Annotated in this window: 18 protein-coding genes and 1 other RNA gene; 12 read left to right on the plus strand and 7 right to left on the minus strand. The window is 49.4% G+C overall.

Going from position 1 to position 20,532, the window contains the following annotated elements; translation table 11 throughout:
* Window positions 1-11 precede the first annotated feature (11 nt).
* Both sufB and sufA read right to left on the minus strand, forming a co-directional pair.
* Window positions 12-1,499 carry a Fe-S cluster assembly protein SufB gene (gene sufB, locus HV037_RS13510; protein ID WP_016152906.1) on the minus strand — a complete coding sequence of 496 codons (1,488 nt, stop codon included), beginning with the start codon at window positions 1,497-1,499 and terminating at the stop codon, window positions 12-14.
* 8 nt (window positions 1,500-1,507) lie between these two features.
* Window positions 1,508-1,876, minus strand: coding sequence for a Fe-S cluster assembly scaffold SufA (gene sufA, locus HV037_RS13515; protein ID WP_016152905.1), 369 nt, complete (start codon window positions 1,874-1,876; stop codon window positions 1,508-1,510).
* A 724-nt stretch (window positions 1,877-2,600) separates the two neighbouring features.
* Between sufA and HV037_RS13520 the strand changes: the two genes are divergently transcribed.
* Together HV037_RS13520 and HV037_RS13525 are read left to right on the plus strand one after the other, a co-directional pair.
* A complete protein-coding gene (locus HV037_RS13520; protein ID WP_016156368.1) occupies window positions 2,601-3,083 on the plus strand; it encodes an Hcp family type VI secretion system effector in 483 nt (160 codons plus the stop codon).
* Entirely contained in the window at window positions 3,080-3,559 is a 480-nt protein-coding gene (locus HV037_RS13525) for a DUF2778 domain-containing protein (RefSeq protein WP_016156367.1), read from the plus strand. Before HV037_RS13520 ends, HV037_RS13525 begins: the two co-directional genes overlap by 4 nt.
* Window positions 3,560-4,260: 701 nt before the next feature.
* Here HV037_RS13525 and HV037_RS13530 read toward each other — a convergent pair.
* A complete protein-coding gene (locus HV037_RS13530) occupies window positions 4,261-5,148 on the minus strand; it encodes a LysR family transcriptional regulator (protein WP_103283867.1) in 888 nt (295 codons plus the stop codon).
* Window positions 5,149-5,270: 122 nt separating this feature from the next.
* Here HV037_RS13530 and HV037_RS13535 point away from each other — a divergent pair, with 122 nt between their 5' ends.
* Entirely contained in the window at window positions 5,271-6,122 is an 852-nt protein-coding gene (locus HV037_RS13535; RefSeq protein WP_016156364.1) for a Vmh family MBL fold metallo-hydrolase, read from the plus strand.
* Between the two features lie 67 nt (window positions 6,123-6,189).
* On the opposite strand, the gene HV037_RS13540 is transcribed toward HV037_RS13535, so the two are convergent.
* From HV037_RS13540 to HV037_RS13550, 3 genes are all read right to left on the minus strand, one after another.
* Window positions 6,190-6,378: a YdiH family protein gene (locus HV037_RS13540; protein ID WP_029139522.1), complete on the minus strand. Its 189-nt coding sequence runs from the start codon at window positions 6,376-6,378 to the stop codon at window positions 6,190-6,192.
* Between the two features lie 77 nt (window positions 6,379-6,455).
* On the minus strand, window positions 6,456-6,866 hold the full coding sequence (gene menI / locus HV037_RS13545; protein WP_016152900.1) for a 1,4-dihydroxy-2-naphthoyl-CoA hydrolase: 411 nt from the start codon (window positions 6,864-6,866) through the stop codon (window positions 6,456-6,458).
* The gene (locus HV037_RS13550; RefSeq protein WP_016156363.1) at window positions 6,863-9,919 is read right to left on the minus strand and encodes an FAD-binding and (Fe-S)-binding domain-containing protein; all 3,057 of its coding nucleotides are present in this window, start codon (window positions 9,917-9,919) and stop codon (window positions 6,863-6,865) included. Before HV037_RS13550 ends, menI begins: the two co-directional genes overlap by 4 nt.
* Window positions 9,920-10,132: 213 nt before the next feature.
* On the opposite strand from HV037_RS13550, the gene ydiK reads away from it, so the two are divergent.
* The 9 genes from ydiK (at window position 10,133) to HV037_RS13595 (ending at window position 19,394) form a co-directional block, all read left to right on the plus strand.
* On the plus strand, window positions 10,133-11,242 hold the full coding sequence (ydiK, locus tag HV037_RS13555; protein ID WP_016156362.1) for an AI-2E family transporter YdiK: 1,110 nt from the start codon (window positions 10,133-10,135) through the stop codon (window positions 11,240-11,242).
* Between the two features lie 184 nt (window positions 11,243-11,426).
* Window positions 11,427-11,534, plus strand: an RNA gene (gene rprA, locus HV037_RS13560) — antisense sRNA RprA.
* Window positions 11,535-11,692: 158 nt separating this feature from the next.
* A complete protein-coding gene (locus HV037_RS13565; protein WP_016156361.1) occupies window positions 11,693-12,049 on the plus strand; it encodes a YdiL family protein in 357 nt (118 codons plus the stop codon).
* A gap of 48 nt (window positions 12,050-12,097) precedes the next feature.
* Entirely contained in the window at window positions 12,098-13,318 is a 1,221-nt protein-coding gene (locus tag HV037_RS13570; protein ID WP_049040475.1) for an MFS transporter, read from the plus strand.
* A 240-nt stretch (window positions 13,319-13,558) separates the two neighbouring features.
* Complete coding sequence (locus HV037_RS13575) at window positions 13,559-14,794, plus strand: MFS transporter (protein ID WP_053390159.1); 1,236 nt, start codon at window positions 13,559-13,561, stop codon at window positions 14,792-14,794.
* Window positions 14,795-14,815: 21 nt separating this feature from the next.
* On the plus strand, window positions 14,816-15,682 hold the full coding sequence (ydiB, locus tag HV037_RS13580) for a quinate/shikimate dehydrogenase (RefSeq protein WP_016156358.1): 867 nt from the start codon (window positions 14,816-14,818) through the stop codon (window positions 15,680-15,682).
* Between the two features lie 36 nt (window positions 15,683-15,718).
* Window positions 15,719-16,477 (plus strand): type I 3-dehydroquinate dehydratase, encoded by a 759-nt coding sequence (aroD, locus tag HV037_RS13585; protein WP_103283868.1) that lies wholly within the window; start codon window positions 15,719-15,721, stop codon window positions 16,475-16,477.
* A 156-nt stretch (window positions 16,478-16,633) separates the two neighbouring features.
* Window positions 16,634-18,229: an acyl CoA:acetate/3-ketoacid CoA transferase gene (locus tag HV037_RS13590; protein ID WP_046274671.1), complete on the plus strand. Its 1,596-nt coding sequence runs from the start codon at window positions 16,634-16,636 to the stop codon at window positions 18,227-18,229.
* Between the two features lie 13 nt (window positions 18,230-18,242).
* Entirely contained in the window at window positions 18,243-19,394 is a 1,152-nt protein-coding gene (locus tag HV037_RS13595; protein WP_003836610.1) for an acyl-CoA dehydrogenase, read from the plus strand.
* A 54-nt stretch (window positions 19,395-19,448) separates the two neighbouring features.
* Here HV037_RS13595 and HV037_RS13600 read toward each other — a convergent pair whose 3' ends face one another.
* Window positions 19,449-20,339 (minus strand): AraC family transcriptional regulator, encoded by an 891-nt coding sequence (locus HV037_RS13600; protein WP_016156354.1) that lies wholly within the window; start codon window positions 20,337-20,339, stop codon window positions 19,449-19,451.
* Between the last annotated feature and the right edge of the window lie 193 nt (window positions 20,340-20,532).

Consider the following 20,532-nt stretch of genomic DNA (forward strand, 5'->3'; position numbering starts at 1 on the left):
TTCCTTAAATTTTAACCGACGCTGTGTTCAAGACTTATGGCGAGAAGTTTTTGCGCTTCAACGGCAAATTCCAGCGGCAGTTCAGAGAACACGTCTTTACAGAAACCATTAACGATCATCGAAATGGCATCTTCTTCGCTGATGCCGCGCTGCAAACAGTAAAACAGCTGGTCTTCACCAATGCGCGAGGTCGTAGCTTCATGCTCAAGCTGGGCGCTATTGTTACGACACTCCACATACGGGAAGGTGTGCGCTCCACAATCCGCGCCAATCAGCATCGAGTCGCATTGGGTATAGTTGCGGGCGTTGGTTGCGGTCGGCATGATCTTCACTAAGCCGCGATAGCTGTTTTGACTGTGTCCCGCAGAGATCCCTTTCGAGATAATGGTCGATTTGGTGTTCTTACCGATGTGGATCATCTTGGTGCCGGTATCGGCCTGCTGATAACCACTGGTCAGCGCGACGGAGTAGAATTCGCCGATAGAGTTGTCGCCGCGCAGAATACAGCTTGGGTATTTCCAGGTAATGGCCGAGCCGGTTTCCGACTGCGTCCACGACATTTTGCTGTTTTCGCCTTCGCACAGAGCGCGCTTGGTGACGAAGTTCAAAATGCCGCCGGTGTTACCGTCACCAGGGAACCAGTTTTGTACCGTCGAGTATTTCACTTCGGCATCTTTGTGGATAATGACTTCCACCACCGCGGCATGCAGTTGGTAGCTATCGCGTACCGGGGCTGAACAGCCTTCGATATAGCTGACGTAACTGCCCTCATCCGCAACCAGAATGGTGCGTTCAAACTGACCGGTTTTTTCCGCATTTATACGGAAATAGGTCGACAGTTCCATTGGGCAACGTACACCTTTCGGGACATAAATAAACGTGCCGTCGGAGGCCACCGCCGCATTTAGCGCCGCAAAAAAATTGTCATTACCCGGGACAACCGTACCCAGATATTGTTTTACCAGCTCAGGGTGATCGTGAATCGCCTCACCAAACGAACAGAAAATAATGCCCTGTTCCGCCAGTTTATCGCGATAAGTTGTCGCCACCGACACCGAGTCAAAAATGGCATCAACCGCCACCTCTTTGCCTTCGCGGACCGGCACGCCAAGCTGCTCAAATGCGTCCTCAACTTCTTTACTTAAAAACGCATTCGCCCCCGTTTGCTGCACCGCGCCCGGCTCAGACGCGCAGGTTTCATCGCAATTACCGCAGGACGGCGCGGAGTAATAACTGTACTCCTGGTAGTTCAGCTTATCGTAATGCGCTTTTAGCCAGTGCGGCTCTTCCATGGTGAGCCACGCTTTAAAGGCATTCAGGCGAAATTCCAGCATCCAGTCGGGTTCATTACGTTTTGCCGAAATCGCGCGCACGACATCTTCGTTGATCCCTTTTGCCAGTTCATCGGTTTGTAGATGGGTGAAGAAGCCCTCTTTGTAATTAAGGTGCCCGCCAGCCCAGGTGTTGACATCGTCAGTTGCTTCAGTATTACGAGACATAGTACCGCCTATACCCCAAAACTTTCGCCACAGCCGCATTCGTTCTGGGCTTTCGGGTTATGAAATTTAAATAGCTGATTTAATCCTTCGCGCACGAAATCAACTTCTGTGCCGTCGATGAACGGCATCGCCTGTAACGGCACATAAAGTCTGGCCCCCTCCGTTTCAAACAGCAGATCGTCTTTTTCCGCCTGGCGAACGGTGTCCAGCACGTAGCCAAATCCCGCGCATCCCGTTTGCTTCACACCTAAACGCACGCCTAACATGTCGGGTTGCTTTGCCACCAGCTCGCGGATGTGCGCCGCAGCCGCTGGCGTTAACGTCAGACCACGCCAGGCAAAATCGTCCGGGTTAAATGTTCCTGAATGCAATTCCATAGGGTTACCTCGAGTCACTAGCTTTCAAGCTATAACAACATGTTAGTGATAATGATTATCACTTCAACCCCTCAACAGCAGGGGCATTCGGGTTAATCGCCCTTTTTGCCCCCTTTTACTAAGCATAGACCCTGCTGCGTGGGTTAACAGGGATGGGTTTTTTTGTTCAATGTATTGATTAATAATGGGTTTTAACAATTGAATCGTACAGACAGGTCAAAAACTAAAAGATGTATAGATAATGTCTATTTAAGTGATAAGTTTTAAAAATTTAATGAAATCATACGACTATTGTATAATTATTAACTTAATCTCTTCTTGTTATAGCCAAAAACGGACTAGTTAATCCTCTAAATTGCGCCCCAGTGCGTTTTTGCCCCCCAAACTTCACCCTTTTTCATGCGCCCTCTGCGCGTGATTTATCCAAAACACCACAACGCCTTCCGAACAAAATCGACGGTACGGTTTGCGCGTCTACTTTTAAGATCCTGCTTGATAGCATTACAAAGACTTTCTCAATATCAGAATTAAGCAATATATTTCGCTTCAAAATCTCACTATTCTTATATGTGCACCATTACTATTCATTTTTAATTCTAAGCTTTTTATTTCTCTCATAAATATAAATAAAACATAATAAAAATGTATGACATTTATTGCCTTGCGTATTCATGCGTCATGTCGTTTATTACAGTTACCTTGCGTATGTGAAATGGAGTTTTAAATGGCTATACCTGCGTATTTGTGGTTAAAAGATGATGGAGGAGCAGACATCAAGGGTTCTGTAGATGTTCGCGACCGTGTGGGGAGCATTGAGATCTTAGGGTTTAGTCATGGCCTGCACCTCCCTACCGACAACAACACAGGGAAAATAACAGGAACACGAGTACACACCGCTCTTATATTTGAAAAGGAGTTTGATAGCTCCAGTCCATATTTTTACAAAGCAGTAGCCACTGGACAAACCCTTAAAGAAGCCGAATTTAAATGGTACAAAATCAATGATGCAGGACAGGAAGTTGAATACTTCAATATGCTACTCGAAACAGTGAAGGTGGTTTCAATTTGTCCTCTAATGCATGACGTGAAAAACGCAGCCACTGAAAAACACAATCACCTTGAAAGTATTGCTCTTAGATATGAACGAATAACCTGGAAACACTGCGACGGGAATATAATATTTTCTGATTCCTGGAGTGAACGGTGATTCGTTGCACATTTCATTTAAACGGTGGGCAGCTATCAAGTCTTAGCTGCCCCGGAGTTGGCTTCTTCCCTGCATATTCAGGTAACAGTGGGGAGCATAGAAACAACCCTGAATCGATAGCAATTAAGGATATCGGGCCGCTTCCTCCCGGTAAATACTATATTGTTTCGCGTCCGAAAGGCGGGATTTTCAGCGCAATTAAAGATTATACTGCGTCAGAGATTAGCGGTTCAGACCGCGATATCTGGTTCGGATTATTCAGAGAGGATGAAAAATTAGATGACGTTACGTTCTATAACAAGGTCAGCCGTGGGTATTTCAGATTGCACCCTGCGGGGTATACTGGCGTCAGTAATGGCTGCATAACTCTTCCCAGCAGAGCTCATTACAACATACTCCGGGAAGCACTTTTAAGCACTCCACAAATGCTGGTTACCCCCAGTCTTCGTGCATACGGCACTATTCAGGTGTATTAATGAAACATATTAAAAAAGTCATCACATGGTATTTATTTGCAATATCTTGGGTTTGTTTTTTTCTATTTATTTTCAAATATTTACCTGAAAATAAATTATTTGATTTAATCTATCCCGATGTGAAAGAGATGGACCCCAGCGTCTGGGACAATACACACATGACCATTATCTTTATGGGCGCATTATTATTGAACGGAATTTTTATATTGTTCATGTCGATGATAATGGAAAGATGCAAAAATTAAATGAAAATGCTGAACAGTGGGACTTCAGTCCCACTGTTTTCAGTATCGAACCTACCCCACTGCCAATTTAGGCGAGTTCACATTCCACAACCCAATTGGCTGGCAACAAGGTCATCTAGTCAGTATGCGTCGTTGATAGCCAGTTGCCTACAGCACTGTCCTCAATCGCAAGGCTGGTAAAAAAAATTCTTTAGATTTAGATATATACTCATTTTACAGAATTAATATCTATTTAGAGAGACGTAGGAATGACGGGAGGGAAAAAATTCAAATTATGAACAAACAACAAAAAACCCTTAAGGCTGCTTGCTGGCAGGCTTAAGGGTTCCGGCCCCATCCGGCGCTTATCTCCGGCACTCACGATGGCTTAGCTCTTGAAGGGGCGATAAGAATAATCTCACTTCCGGATATGTTTTGTTTAACACAAATTGCGATTTGACTATTTTATAAGCGTATTCAATCAATTATTAGGCGCTGTTTTTCACTGAGCGCGTCCAGCAACAGGCGCAGTCCTGCAGGCTGATGCTCCCGCGAAAGATATAAACCATAAATTGGCAGGCTTTTTGGTTGAAGCTCGGGCAAGAGTCTAACCAGCTTTCCCTGTGCCAGCCCTTCCCGCGCCTCCAGTTCCGGCACCAGCGCAATGCCCGTTCCCGCCAACGCCGACTCACAGAGCAACGAAGAGATCCCGGCGCTCAAATTGCCTTTAATCGCAACAGCGGCAGCCCGCGCCTGGGCATCCAGAAAGTGCCAGGATTTTCCGGCAAACCCGCTGTAGTACAGACAATTATGCCGCGTAAGGTCGTCGATAGTCTCAGGAGTGCCATGTTGATGCAGGTACTCTACAGACGCGCACAGTACCGATTTACAGTCGCCAAGGCGACGGGCGATAGTTCCAGGTTCAGGGTTTTCCGTTATACGGATCGCCACATCAATGCGTTCTCCAACGAGGCTTACCGGTTGATTATTGATCTCCACCTCGATACGCAGTTGTGGATACTTCGTCAGAAACGCGGGCAGTACCGGCGCTAAAATATGCATAGCTGTAAAATGCGCACAGGCCACACGTAGCGTGCCAGAGGGAGTTTGCGCGGCGCTGGCGGCACCAATATCCAGCGAAAGCTGCGCCAGAGAACGCGTTTTCACTAATGCCTCTTCACCCGCTGGCGTGATCGTCAGACGGCGCGACGAGCGATGGATAAGCCTTGCACCCGCCCATTTTTCCATCTCGTCGAGGTAACGACTGACCATCGGACGGGAAAGCCCCAGCGCACGCGCGGCGGCGCTCAGACTGCCCAAATCACAGATATGGTTGAATACCGTTGCCGCCATCACTCTGTCCATTGCATCCCATCCGATCGTTTTATGAAACTCAGCATGTCCTAATAAGGGAATTCTAACAGATCCGAATTTCCTTAAAATACAGGAACTATCAAAAGACAATTCCCTGCACAAGGATACCTGGCATGAAAGTTAAAACGCTGGCCCTGCTGTTACCTCTGTTCGCCTCTTCAGCCTTTGCCGCGACGCTACAGCTGGACGTCTACAATCCACAGGACAAGGCTATTTTCCCGGTCTCTTCAACGCTGGTTTCAGGACCGAAAGAAGCAATATTGTTTGACGCACAGTTCAGTACTAAAGATGGTGAACAGCTGGTGCAGATGATTCGCGCCAGCGGTAAAACGCTGAAGGCCATCGTGATCACCTCCGGCGATCCGGATTTCTATTTCGGACTGCAGCCTATCGTCAAAGCCTTCCCACAGGTAAAAGTCCTGGCAACACCGCACGTAGTAGAGCATATCCGTGCCACCAAAGAGGCCAAACTGCAATTCTGGGGTCCGCAAATGAAGGATGGCGCGCCAACATCGCTCACTGTTCCGCAAGCGACAACGCAAACGCATTTCACGGTTGATGGTGAAACGCTGGAACTGCGCCACCCTAATGATTATGCAGCCTATGTCTGGATCCCGGCAAACCGTGCCATTATTGGCGGTACCGGCGTGGCGTCTGGTATACACGTCTGGACGGCGGATACGCAATCTGCAGAACAGCGTAGCGCGTGGCGTAGCGTACTGAGCGAAATGCAGAAGTTACAACCCACCCAGGTGGTCCCGGGGCATTACATCGGCGAACGCCCTGCGGGCGATAAAGCGATTCGCTTCACACAGGACTATCTGCAATCGTTTGAGCAGGCGTTAGGGGCGAAGAAAGGTTCGGATTATGTGATTAAAACCATCACCGCGGCATGGCCAGGTCTTGCAGACGCAAGTTCTCTGGAGCTAAGTGCGAAGGTTAATACTGGTGAGATGAAGTGGTGATTGAGATTTAACGCAAAAAATAACCCCGAACGCGTGTCGGGGTTTCATTAAGATAAGCATACCGGAATCAATGAACGCCCATGCGCCAGGCAAAATAGATCTCTTCTTTAAGTTCAGTCGAAGAAAGCGTCAATAAATCCGCGAACTCCAGCTCTAACTGTTTCAGTCTTTTCAGGTACTGAGCTGGTGAAAGATCGGTTTTATCACGACGTAAAAACTCTATTGCCAGTTGGGCCGGGTCTAATTGGGTAGACATATCATCCTCGCTTGTGTTCAAAACCTGCACAGTATAACACCATTCCCTGTGCAGATAATGACCAAAAGCAATATGCATCACAAAATTGCTGTCGTCAGACGCGACGTGCAGCACAATCGTCCCTGCTCATCGAAGATTTCGATTTGCCATACCTGATGACGGGAGCCGGTATGCACCGCGCGACATACCCCTCTGACGCGCCCTTCCCGCGCCGAGCGAATATGGTTGGCGTTGACCTCCAGACCCACCACTTTTTGCTCACCCTGAGTACACAGGTAGCCAGCCACCGAACCAATGCTCTCAGCCAGCACCACGGACGCGCCGCCGTGCAGCAAACCAAAAGGTTGTTTAGTACGATGGTCTACCGGCATTGTGGCTTCCAGCGTGTCATCGCCAATGTGCACAAAACGAATATCAAGCAGCCCAACCATATTTCCTTCACCCATGGCGTTGAGCGCTTCGAGTGTGACTTCACGTTTCCAGATCATCCTATAATCTCCAGCAGTGCCTGTAATGGATGGCGAACGCCCGTGCCTTCAACGCGTTTAACCTGACTGCGACAGGAGTATCCGGTAGCCAGACAACGGTTACGCGGCAATCGTTGCATTGCCTGGTGCCATGATAGCTCATAGATCCCCAGTGAGTTCTGATGATTCTTCACTTCGTGGCCATAGGTGCCCGCCATGCCACAGCACCCTACGCTGATGTTCTCCAGCTTTGCGCCAAAGCGGGCAAAAATAGCCGCCCACTGAGCAGGCGCGCCCGGCAGGGCCGTCACTTCGGTACAGTGTCCAAAGAAGTACCACGCTTCACCGCCCACAGCGACTGGCGGCTGTGACTCCACAACTGTCGATAACCATTCGTTGGCGAGTAACACATGGAAATCGCCCCGATGTTCCCCGAGCGCCAGTTTGTATTCATCGCGATAGCAAAGCACCAGCGCCGGATCGACACCCACCATCGGAATATTCAGCTTCGCCACCCGATTGAGAAACTCAGATGTTTTCTTTGCGGTTTTAGCAAAACGGTTTAAAAAGCCCTTAATATGCTGGGCCTTGCCGTTTGGCGAGAACGGCAGCAGTACCGGCTGCAAACCCAGCTTTTCAACCAGACGTATAAAATCAGCCACCACCTGTGCATCGTAATAGCTGGTGAACGGATCCTGCACTACCAGCACCGTACGGGCTTTTTGCTCAAGGCTGAGTAATTCGAGCTGTTCCAGCGTCATATTGGCGGAACGATGGCCAACCAACTGACGTTGAAGCGACGGCGCAGACAGCAGCGGTAAGTCGACCATGCCGATGTGCTTTTTAGCCAGATTACGCACCAGCGGCTGGTTGATGAAGAAGTTAAACGCGTTGGGCGCCCGCGCCATTAACGGCGCATAACTCTCAACGGTCGCCACCATGTGATCGCGCAACGGCCGCAGATAACGCGTGTGATACAACTGCAGGAAGCGTGAGCGGAACTCCGGCACATCGATTTTAATCGGACACTGTGTGGAGCAGGCTTTACACGCCAGACAACCCGACATTGCCTCTTTCACTTCGTGCGAGAAATCGTATTCGCCTTTGCGCGCATGCCAGCTGTTGCGGGTACGGGCAATCAGCGTACGTAAACTGGCACGTTTTTCCGGTAGCTCTTTTTCCAGCTGTAGCGGGTCAATCCCGCGATCTGCCAACAGACGCAGCCATTCACGCACCAGCGTAGCTCGCCCTTTCGGTGAATGGATGCGGTTGAGGCTGATTTTCATCGACGGACACATCGGGCTTTTCGCATCAAAGTTAAAGCATAACCCGTTGCCGTTACACTCCATCGCCCCACGCCACTCCTGGCGGACGGCCAGCGGGATCTGACGGTCATACGTTCCGCGCTTCACCGCGTCCACTTTCATCATCGGCGCATCAACATCTTCCGGTGGACAGATTTTGCCAGGATTGAGCCGGTTTTGCGGATCAAACACCGATTTCACTTTACGCAGTTCTCGATACAGTTCCTCACCGAAGAACGCCGGGCTATATTCTGCACGAAAACCTTTCCCGTGCTCGCCCCACAGCAGACCGCCATATTTTGCCGTCAGCGCGACAACATCGTCAGAAATGCGTTTCATCAGCACTTCCTGCTGCGGGTCGCACATATCCAGCGCCGGTCTGACGTGCAGCACGCCTGCATCCACGTGACCAAACATGCCGTAACTCAGGCCGTGGCTATCGAGTAGCGCACGGAACTCGGCAATATAGTCAGCCAGATGTTCCGGCGGAACGCAGGTATCTTCAGCAAACGGAATCGGCTTCGCGGCCCCTTTCGCATTCCCCAGCAGACCGACAGCTTTTTTACGCATCGCGTAAATGCGCTCGACGCCTGCCAGCTCGGTACATAGCTGCCAGCCTATAACACCCGCTTCCTGACGCGCAATTAAGCCATCCAGCCGTTCGCACAGTGCGCTGACTTGCGAATCAATCAATGCTTCATCGTCACCGGCAAACTCCACAATATTCAGACCCAGCATCTCTTTATCCGCCACATCGGTAATCAATTCACTTACCGAGTGCCAGACAATATCTTCCCGTGCCAGGTTAAGCACTTTGGAGTCGACGGTTTCTACCGACAGCGCGCGCGCTTCCACCATCACCGGGGCATTACGCAATGCCGAGTCGAAAGAGTCGTACTTAACGTTAACCAGTTGTCTGACTTTGGGTAGCGGCGTGATATCGAGACGGGCTTCGGTGATAAACGCCAGCGTGCCTTCAGAGCCGGTAAGAATGCGGGTTAAATCAAATTCGGTCATCTCATCGTTAAAGACGTGCCGCAGATCGTAACCGGTCAGGAAGCGATTAAGTTTCGGGAATTTATCAATGATCAGCTGTCGGTTGTCGCGGCAACGCTCATAAACCGTCTTGTAAATGCGGCCAATAGTGGTGTTGCTATTACCCAGCGTTTGGGCAAGTTCGACCGGCATTGGCTGGGTATCAAGAATATCGCCGCCCATTAGCACCGCGCGGATACCCAGCACGTGATCGGAGGTTTTACCGTAAACCAACGAGCCTTGTCCGGATGCGTCGGTATTGATCATCCCACCCAGCGTTGCCCGGTTACTGGTGGATAACTCGGGGGCAAAGAAATAGCCGTAAGGCTTCAGAAACTGGTTGAGCTGGTCTTTTATCACCCCGGCTTCGACCCGCACCCAACCTTCCTGCGCATTGATTTCAATGATGCGGCTCATATAGCGGGACATATCAACAATAATGCCCTGATTTAGCGCCTGACCGTTGGTCCCGGTGCCGCCGCCGCGTGGGGTAAAAATCAACGAAGAGAAAAGAGGTTCCGCTGCCAGACGAGCAATGAGCGCCACATCTGCGGTTGAACGAGGGAATACGACAGCATCAGGAAGCAGCTGATAAATACTGTTATCCGTCGACATTGTCAGACGATCGGCATAGCTCGTTGCCGTATCGCCCGTAAATCCTTGCTGCTCCAGTGCCTGCAAAAAATTGAGCACCAGTTGAACGACACCTGGCGCCTGAGAAATTTGTGGAATCATTATAGTGACCCTTTCCTGCGGTCTGTGTTGTGAATTTAATCGTTTGCGTGTTGCTTTGTTTGTTGTATCACATTTTTTTCTAATACGCTCAGCAGATTTACAGGCAGAATCCGCCTGTTAAAAACCGCTGAAATTGCTCATCATTACAGGGTGTCATTTAAGTGTTCACGTCGCGTCAACGTTCTGGCGCAAAGACAAAGGTGAAAAGTATTTATGGTAAATTTCCGCCAGCCCAAGGATATTGCACAAGTGCTGCTATCGGCGCTGTTTTTAGCCGTCATGATTGTGGCCTGTCTTTGGATTGTTCAGCCCTTTATCCTCGGTTTTGCATGGGCGGGGACGGTGGTCATTGCGACCTGGCCGATCCTGCTACGCTTACAAAAATTGCTCTGGGGCCGTCGCTCGCTGGCCGTGCTGGTGATGACCCTGCTGCTGGTGCTGTTGTTCATCATTCCTATCGCGCTACTGGTCAATAGCATTGTTGATGGCAGCGGGCCATTGATCCATGCCGTAACCGCAGGCGATATGACCCTGCCGGATCTGGCGTGGCTGAACAGTATTCCGTTGGTCGGCGCAAAATTGTATGCCGCGTGGCACAGTCTGCTGGATATGGGCGGCGCGGCCATCATGGCCAAGGTTCGTCCTTATATCGGCACGACGACGACCTGGTTTGTTGGCCAGGCTGCACATCTTGGCCGCTTTATGATGCACTGTGGTCTGATGCTGCTGTTCAGCGCCCTGCTGTACTGGCGCGGTGAACAGGTGGCGTTAGGTATTCGCCACTTCGCTTGTCGCCTGGCATCCAAACGTGGCGATGCCGCCATTCTGCTGGCAGCACAAGCCATTCGCGCCGTCGCATTAGGCGTTGTGGTCACCGCGCTGGTGCAGGCAGTGCTCGGTGGTATTGGTCTGGCGGTAACCGGCGTGCCGTACGCCACGCTGCTGGCGGTATTGATGATCCTGTCTTGTCTGGTGCAACTGGGACCATTGCCGGTGCTGGTCCCGGCCATTATCTGGCTGTACTGGACGGGCGATTCAACCTGGGGCACGGTGCTGCTGGTGTGGAGCGGCGTGGTCGGAACGCTGGATAACGTTATTCGCCCGATGCTGATTCGCATGGGGGCCGATTTGCCGCTGATCCTGATTCTCTCAGGGGTCATCGGCGGACTGATTGCCTTCGGCATGATTGGTCTGTTTATCGGCCCGGTGGTACTGGCCGTGTCCTGGCGTCTGTTCTCCGCCTGGGTAAACGAAGCCCCTGCGCCAGGTAGCGATCCCGACGAAATCCTCGAAGAAATTGCTGAAATCGAACGCAATAAGTAATCCCACGTCAGGCGGCACTGCCGCCTGATTGTTTAACATTGCTAATCAATTCCGCCCGTTTACTGAATAAGACCCAACGTTATCCTTCTTTAAATACTCATTTGCTTCGCAAATTATTTACAGTTTTTAAACTATTGAGATGAATCTGATCGACGTAAAAAATCAGTATGCCTACTATTAGCCCATGGCTTTAGATCAACACATTGATTTATAAGCATGGAAATCCCCTGAGTGAAACAACGAATTGCTGTGTGTAGTCTTTGCCCATCTCCCACGATGGGCTTTTTTTTGTCCTTCGCGCGGCTCGCCACCAACCTTACCGCACCACAGCTCCCCTCTTCCCCGTTGATAAACAAATAATATTGCACAAGATACTGTGACTCTCTTCAAGCCGAAATATCCACAGCAATGTTATTACTATTCCACCGTCTTTTATGAGGTGATCAAATAATGAACGCATTAGAACTCCAGGCTATCCGCCATATTTTTGCTATGACGGTAGAAGAAAGCGCTATGTATATCTCGCGGGATCACAATGTTGCCGCCTGGCAACAATGGGAGAATGGCGAAAGGGAAATCCCGGAAGACATCACGCGCATTTGTGCAGAAATGAAAGCCAGACGAAAGTTAAGAATTAACGCCATTATCGAAAAAATAAATAACCGTATCGGTAATAACACCATGCGTTTCTTTCCCGATCTGATCTCTTTTCAGGCGGTTTATCAGCACGATGATTTTCTCGACTGGAAAATCTATCAATCGGCCGCTGTTGAACTGTATGCCCACGACCTTGAGCGTTTGTGTTAAGAGACCGCAGCGCCACACTCATTTAGCCTTTTCGCTGAGTAACATATTATGAAAAACACCTATTTCTCCACTGCGATAGGGCTGTACTTTAATTACCTGGTACACGGCATGGGGGTCATTCTGATGAGCCTCAATATGTCTTCACTGGAACAACAGTGGCACACCGATGCCGCAGGCGTCTCAATTGTTATTTCCTCACTCGGCATTGGCCGTTTAAGCGTGTTATTGGTGGCGGGCATGCTTTCCGATCGCTATGGCCGCAGACCGTTTATTATTTTCGGTATGGTCTGCTACCTGCTGTTCTTTGTAGGCATCATCAATACTCACAGCATTTATATTGCCTATGCTTTTGGATTTTTAGCCGGAATGGCAAACAGTTTTCTTGACGCCGGAACTTACCCCAGCCTGATGGAGGCGTTTCCCCGCTCTCCCGGCACGGCTAATATCTTAATTAAAGCGTTTGTTTCCATCGGTCAGTTTCTGCTGCCGATGATTATCAGTCTGCTGGTGTGGGCAGAACTTTGGTTTGGCTGGTCCTTTCTTGTGGCGGCCGCGGTGATGCTAATCAATGGCGTATTTTTGTTTCGCTGTCGATTCCCGGCCCATCCTGGGCATCAAGCCCCCCTCAAGGCATTACCCGTTGAACAGAAAAGCATACAATCTGAACATCGTTGTTCTCTTCTCGATCTCGCCAGTTACACTCTGTACGGCTACATCGCCATGGCGACATTTTATCTGATAAGCCAGTGGTTAGCACAATACGGACAGTTTGTCGCCGGGATGTCCTACACCTTATCGATCAAGCTGTTAAGCATTTACACCTGCGGTTCTCTACTGTGTGTGTTGATCACCGCGCCACTGGCACGAAAGACGGGGCGCGCAACCTCTCTGTTAATGCTGTACACCTTTATCTCATTTATCGCATTGCTGATGGTCTGCCTGCATCCGTCGATCTACATGGTGATCGTCTTCGCATTTGTCATCGGTTTCTCTTCAGCCGGAGGCGTTGTACAAATCGGTTTAACGCTGATGGCCGCACGCTTTCCCGATGCGAAGGGCAAAGCCACCGGGATTTACTACAGCGCGGGCAGCATTGCGACCTTCACCATCCCACTGATAACGGCAAGACTCTCGCAGACCAGCATTGCTCACATCATGTGGTTTGATACCGGCATAGCCGCGGTAGGCTTCCTGTTAGCATTGTTTATTGGCTATCGCAGCCGTATCGCGACAAAGCAGCAACTAAACATGGCGACGGTCGTAAAATAATGCGGATGCAATATTGTTCTCCCCCGCTGCAAAATAATTGGTCGCGGTTTTAAAACTTCAGCAAAATGTTGGTTGAAAGAATTAAGTTTCACAGTTGAGCATGCAACATACCTGGTAACTTAAACGCCATGCTATGTAGGCACAATATCAGCGCCCCGGTATATTAATCACAAGGTCGCCGCAATTTAAACAATATCGACGAGCACAGAACAATTTTAAAATCCGCAAGGAGTTGTGAACATGTCTCAAAATAAGACCTTTAATACGCCATTTCTTTTGGCGATAATCTGTATTTATTTAAGTTATTTTTTACACGGCATTAGCGTCATTACACTGGCGCAAAACATGAGTTCTCTTGCAGAAAAATTCTCCACCGACAATGCTGGGATAGCCTATTTAATTTCCGGCATTGGTCTTGGTCGCCTGGTGAGTATTTTATTCTTTGGCGTGCTCTCAGATAAATTTGGTAGACGGGCTATCATTCTGTTAGGGGCAATTCTGTACATGCTGTTTTTCTTCGGCATTCCCGCCAGCCCGAATCTGATGATTGCTTTTATTCTCGCTGTTTGTGTCGGCGTCGCTAACTCGGCCCTGGATACAGGGGGCTATCCGGCTTTGATGGAATGCTTCCCTAAGGCGTCTGGGTCAGCGGTTATCCTGGTTAAAGCGATGGTCTCATTTGGGCAGATGATCTACCCCATCGTCGTCAGCACCATGCTGCTCAACCATATCTGGTACGGCTATGCGGTCATTATCCCGGGGGTACTGTTCGTCGTCATAACGTTGATGCTGCTCAAAAGCCGCTTCCCCAGCCAGATGGTGGATGCGGGCATTGCAAAAGAGCTACCACAGATGAACAGTAAACCGCTGGTCTGGCTGGAAGGTGTAGCCTCCGTTATGTTTGGGGTGGCCGCATTTTCGACCTTTTACGTCATCGTAGTCTGGATGCCGAAATACGCGATGGCATTTGCCGGCATGGCAGAAGCCGACGCGCTGAAAACCATCTCTTACTACAGTATGGGTTCGCTGGTCTGCGTGTTTATTTTTGCTGTACTGCTCAAGAAAATGGTTCGACCCATTTGGGCGAATGTGTTTAACGCCGGACTGGCAACCCTCACCGCAGCGGTTATCTATTTATATCCATCCCCATTGGTGTGTAACGCCGGTTCATTTCTTATCGGGTTTTCTGCCGCAGGCGGTATTTTACAGCTCGGCGTTTCGGTGATGTCAGAGTTTTTCCCCAGGAGCAAAGCCAAGGTCACCAGTATTTATATGATGATGGGGGGCGTAGCCAACTTTATTATCCCATTAATCACCGGATACCTTTCAAACATTGGCCTGCAGTACATCATTTTGCTGGACCTCGCATTTGCTTTGCTGGCCTTCATCACCGCCATCATCGTCTTTATTCGTTACTACCGCGTATTTGATATTCCCAAAAATGATGTGCGGTTGGGCGAACGTTATTTTCAATAAATTGCTTAGAAGGAGTATCAAATGGACGTAACTGCAAAATATGAACTGATTGGTCTGATGGCCTACCCTATCAGACACAGCTTGTCGCCTGAAATGCAAAATAAGGCATTAGAAAAAGCGGGATTACCTTTTACCTACATGGCATTTGAAGTCGATAACTCCACGTTTGCTAATGCGATTGCCGGGCTGAAGGCCTTAAAAATGCGCGGTACCGGAGTCTCGATGCCCAACAAGCAGCTGGCATGTGAATATGTTGATGAATTAACGCCTGCAGCCAAACTGGTCGGCGCGATTAATACTATCGTCAATGATGATGGTTACCTGCGCGGCTACAATACTGATGGCACGGGGCATATTCGCGCCATCAAGGAAAGCGGTTTCGATATCAGGGGTAAAACCATGGTACTGTTGGGCGCAGGCGGCGCGTCAACGGCCATTGGCGCCCAGGCGGCGATTGAAGGCATCAAAGAAATCAAACTCTTTAACCGTCAAGATGAGTTCTTTGCCAAAGCGCAAGAATTCGCCAAACGTGTTAATGAAAATACCGACTGCGTGGTCACCGTTATCGATCTCGACGATCGACAGGCTTTTGCGGACGCACTGGCCAGCGCGGATATTCTGACTAACGGTACGAAAGTGGGAATGAAGCCGCTGGAGAACGAATCTCTGGTGACCGACGTTTCCCTGCTACGCCCGGATCTGCTGGTGACTGAATGCGTCTACAACCCGCATATGACCAAATTATTGCAACAGGCACAACTTGCCGGTTGCAAAACGATTGATGGTTACGGCATGTTGTTATGGCAAGGGGCTGAACAGTTTAAACTCTGGACCGGGAAAGATTTCCCTCTTGAGTATGTGAAACAGGTTATGGGTTTTGCAGCCTGATGGGCAAGCATTTGTAAAATAATTAAAGGGTAATCGATGAAAACCGTAACCGTAAAAAACCTCGTCATTGGCGAGGGTGCGCCGAAGATCATTGTCTCACTGATGGGTAAAGACATCGCAACGGTAAAAAGCGAAGCGCTGGCCTATCGCGAGGCGGATTTCGACATTCTGGAATGGCGCGTTGACCATTTCACCGAGGTGTCCTCCGTTGATGCCGTACTGGAAGCTGCACGCGTCATCCGCGAGGTGATGGCTGACAAACCGCTGCTGTTCACCTTCCGTAGTGCCAAAGAAGGTGGTGAACAGGCGCTGGCTGTCGAAAACTATATTGCGCTAAACCGTGCGGCGATAGATAGCGGTCTGGTCGATATGATCGATCTGGAGCTTTTCACCGGTGACGAACTGATTAAAGCCACCGTCGAATATGCACATGCAAAAAATGTCGCCGTCATTATGTCGAATCATGATTTCCATAAGACGCCAGCGGCACAAGAGATTGTCCTGCGCCTGCGTAAAATGCAGGAGCTTGGCGCTGATATCCCGAAAATCGCCCTGATGCCGCAAAACAAGACGGATGTATTGACCCTGCTTGGCGCAACTCTGGAAATGCAGGAACGCTATGCCGATCGCCCGATCATTACTATGTCGATGGCTAAAACAGGGGTGATTTCACGTCTGTCCGGTGAGGTTTTCGGTTCAGCTGCAACCTTTGGTGCGGTGAAAAAAGCCTCTGCCCCTGGGCAAATTTCGGTCACCGACCTACGTACTGTTTTGACCATATTGCATCAGGCGTAATAGTACCGTTTATCCATATTAATATCAGTAATGCCCTGCCCCAGATATTCGCTTAATCACGAATATCGGGCAGATGGCCGGACATTATTAAATAACTCACATTATTATTGTCGAATATAGCGACAGGTAGTCGCACGCATATAATCTGGAGTTCACATGAAATTATCAAGACCAAAACGCATTGATGGTCGGGTCCCCGTATTATCCGCAGCGGATGCCATTAATTATATTCCTGATGAGGCAACGCTCTGTGTATTAGGCGCAGGCGGCGGTATTCTCGAAGCAACAACATTAATTAACGCGCTGGCTGAAAAATATAAAAATGCACACTCACCCCGAAACTTATCATTGATTAGCCCAACGGGATTAGGTGACCGTGCTGACCGTGGAATTAGCCCGTTAGCACAAGAAGGTTTAGTCAAATGGGCATTATGCGGCCACTGGGGACAATCACCACGAATTTCCGACCTCGCTGAGCAGAATAAAATTGCCGCCTATAACTATCCTCAGGGCGTATTAACCCAGACCCTGCGTGCCTCGGCAGCCCACCAGCCGGGTATTCTGAGTGAGATCGGTATCGGAACATTTGTCGATCCCCGCCAACAGGGCGGAAAGCTGAATGAAGTGACCACCGAAGATCTGATCAAGCTGGTGGAAATTGATAACAAAGAGTACCTCTACTACAAAGCCATTGCGCCAAACATCGCCTTTATTCGCGCCACCACCTGCGACAGCGAAGGTTACGCCACGTTTGAAGATGAAGTTATGTATCTCGACGCGCTGGTGATTGCTCAGGCCGTTCACAACAACGGCGGCATCGTCATGATGCAGGTGCAAAAAATGGTGAAGAAAGCCACACTGCACCCAAAAGCCGTGCGTATTCCGGGCTATCTGGTCGATATTGTGGTCATCGATCCCGATCAAACTCAATTGTACGGCGGCGCGCCGGTTAACCGCTTTATATCGGGCGATTTTGTCCTTGATGACAGCCAGCAGACTGCCCTGCCGCTCAATCAGCGTAAACTGGTGGCCCGACGCGCCCTGTTCGAAATGCGTAAAGGCGCGGTCGGCAACGTTGGCGTGGGTATCGCCGATGGTATTGGTCTCGTTGCACGCGAAGAAGGCTGCGCTGACGACTTTATTCTGACGGTCGAGACCGGCCCGATTGGCGGAATTACCTCCCAGGGCATCGCTTTTGGTGCCAACGTCAACACCCGCGCGATTCTGGATATGACCTCCCAGTTTGACTTCTACCACGGCGGCGGGCTGGATGTATGCTATTTAAGCTTCGCCGAAGTGGATCGCCACGGCAATGTCGGCGTACATAAATTCAATGGCAAAATTATGGGGACCGGCGGTTTTATCGATATTAGCGCCACCTCGAAGAAAATAATATTTTGCGGCACCTTAACTGCCGGAAGCCTGAAAACGGAAGTTGCCAATGGCAAATTAAATATCGTGCAGGAAGGCCGGGTGAAAAAATTCGTCAACGAATTACCAGAAGTCACTTTCAGCGGAAAAATTGCACTCGAGCGCGGACTGGATGTCCGTTACATCACCGAGCGTGCTGTATTTACGTTAAAAGAAGATGGCCTTCATTTAGTCGAAATTGCGCCAGGAGTCTCTTTGCAGGAAGACATTCTGGACAAAATGGATTTCCCTCCGGTTATTTCTCCGGAACTGAAACTGATGGACGAAAGATTATTTATCGATGCTTCGATGGGTTTTATATTGCCCGATGCCGCCAATTAAAAGGAGTACCCTGATGGATTTTTCATTAACTGAAGAACAAGAGCTGCTGCTTGCCAGCATTCGCGAACTGATTACCAGCAATTTCCCGGAGGAATATTTCCGTACCTGCGATCAGACGGCGACCTATCCGAAAGAGTTTATGCGCGCCCTTGCGGACAACGGAATTTCAATGCTGGGCGTTCCGGAAGAGTTCGGCGGTATCCCGGCAGATTACGTCACGCAGATGCTGGCACTGATGGAAGTTTCCAAATGCGGCGCACCCGCTTTTTTAATCACGAACGGTCAGTGCATTCACAGTATGCGTCGTTTTGGATCCGCCGAGCAGTTACGTAAAACGGCAGAAAGCACCATGGAAACGGGCGATCCGGCTTATGCGCTGGCATTAACCGAACCGGGAGCAGGTTCAGACAATAACAGCGCCACCACCAGCTACACCCGCAAAAACGGCAAGGTATATCTCAACGGACAAAAAACCTTTATCACCGGCGCTAAAGAGTATCCTTATATGCTGGTACTGGCTCGCGACCCGGAGCCGAAAGATCCGAAGAAAGCCTTTACGCTGTGGTGGGTGGATTCGAAGAAACCCGGCATTAAGGTGAACCCGTTGCATAAAATCGGCTGGCACATGCTCAGCACCTGCGAAGTTTATCTTGATGATGTTGAAGTAGACGAAAGCGATATGGTCGGCGAAGAAGGCATGGGCTTCCTCAACGTCATGTACAACTTTGAGATGGAACGGTTGATCAACGCCGCGCGTAGTACCGGTTTCGCCGAGTGCGCCTTCGAAGATGCCGCCCGTTACGCTAACCAGCGCATCGCATTTGGTAAACCGATTGGCCATAACCAGATGATCCAGGAAAAACTGGCGCTGATGGCGATTAAAATTGAAAACATGCGCAATATGGTGTTGAAAGTCGCCTGGCAGGCCGATCAGGAACAGTCGCTGCGGACCAGCGCGGCGTTGGCAAAACTGTACTGCGCCCGCACGGCAATGGAAGTGATTGATGACGCCATTCAGATCATGGGCGGGCTGGGTTACACCGATGAAGCGCGCGTTTCCCGATTCTGGCGCGATGTTCGCTGCGAGCGCATTGGCGGCGGCACCGACGAAATTATGATTTACGTCGCCGGACGCCAAATCCTGAAAGATTACCAGAATAAGTAAGCGGTAATTCGTGCCGGATAGCGCACAAGCGTTTTCCGGCACGATCCAGGATAATCAGACCTCTGGGATCAAGCATTCCTGCTCAACCAGATTATTTTTAAACTGCTTGCGATAATCACTGGGGGTACAACCCACATGCCGCTGAAAGAGTTTGGCAAAGTGATCGACATTTTCATACCCTACCCGCCAGGAGATTTCCGCTAACGAAGCTTCCGTATTCGTCAGGGCAAATTTCGCCTCGGTCATTCGTCGCTGAATCACATAATTGATCGGCGAAATTCGATACTCCTTAGTAAATTCATGGCAGATATAACTCACGCTGGCCCGGAATTTTTTGGATAACTGATCGAGAGTAATTTTTTCGCGGAAGTTATTATTTAAATAAACCAGCACATCTTTAATTAAGACATCTTTTTTAATATAACCTTGCTCAGAACGATAGGCATTTTTAAAGTTTTCGTAAAATAAAACGGTTAGAGCATAAGCAAAAGCGTCGTAGGCTGAAGATGTCAGGTTATTTTTGCTCTGGGGGAGCATAACCCCCAACTCATTAAAGATACTCTTAATAACCTCCTTCCCCTGAGTAACGCTAATCACCGGACACGAGTGCATCTGCAATAGCTGATTATCCTGCCAGCCGTTGAAACGAAAACCGTAGAGCGCGCAGGTGTAAGTCGTTGCAGGCGCGCTACTATCCGAAGCAACCGCATGGAGTCGCCCTTGCTCTATCACCACGATATCCCCGGCATGCGCGACATACAGCGACGAATCGATAATTAATCTTGCGACCCCTTTTTTGACATAAATAAGCTCTGTTTCATTATCGTGAACGTGATGACCCGACTCCCAGTTAGGGTCATCACTGATGACGAATCGCGAGAATCTCGGGGTTTTCCCCTGTTCAAAAAGGGTCTCCACGGCATTATCAAAGCAGCGTTGATACATGACAACCTCCACCTAAAGGCAGCAATTTTGGGATTATTAATATCAGAAAATAAAAATGATAATGACGTTATACAACGTTATTCCTTCCCGGCGAAACAAAATTATTTGCCCCGTCTGCAAGATGACACCTTTTGCTTTGGTACATTGCTGCCATTGATTATTTGCGTTTTATAATAATCAAAAAGAATAAATG

It is taken from the genome of Citrobacter sp. RHBSTW-00017 (genome assembly GCF_013797615.1).
Lineage (GTDB): Bacteria > Pseudomonadota > Gammaproteobacteria > Enterobacterales > Enterobacteriaceae > Citrobacter > Citrobacter braakii.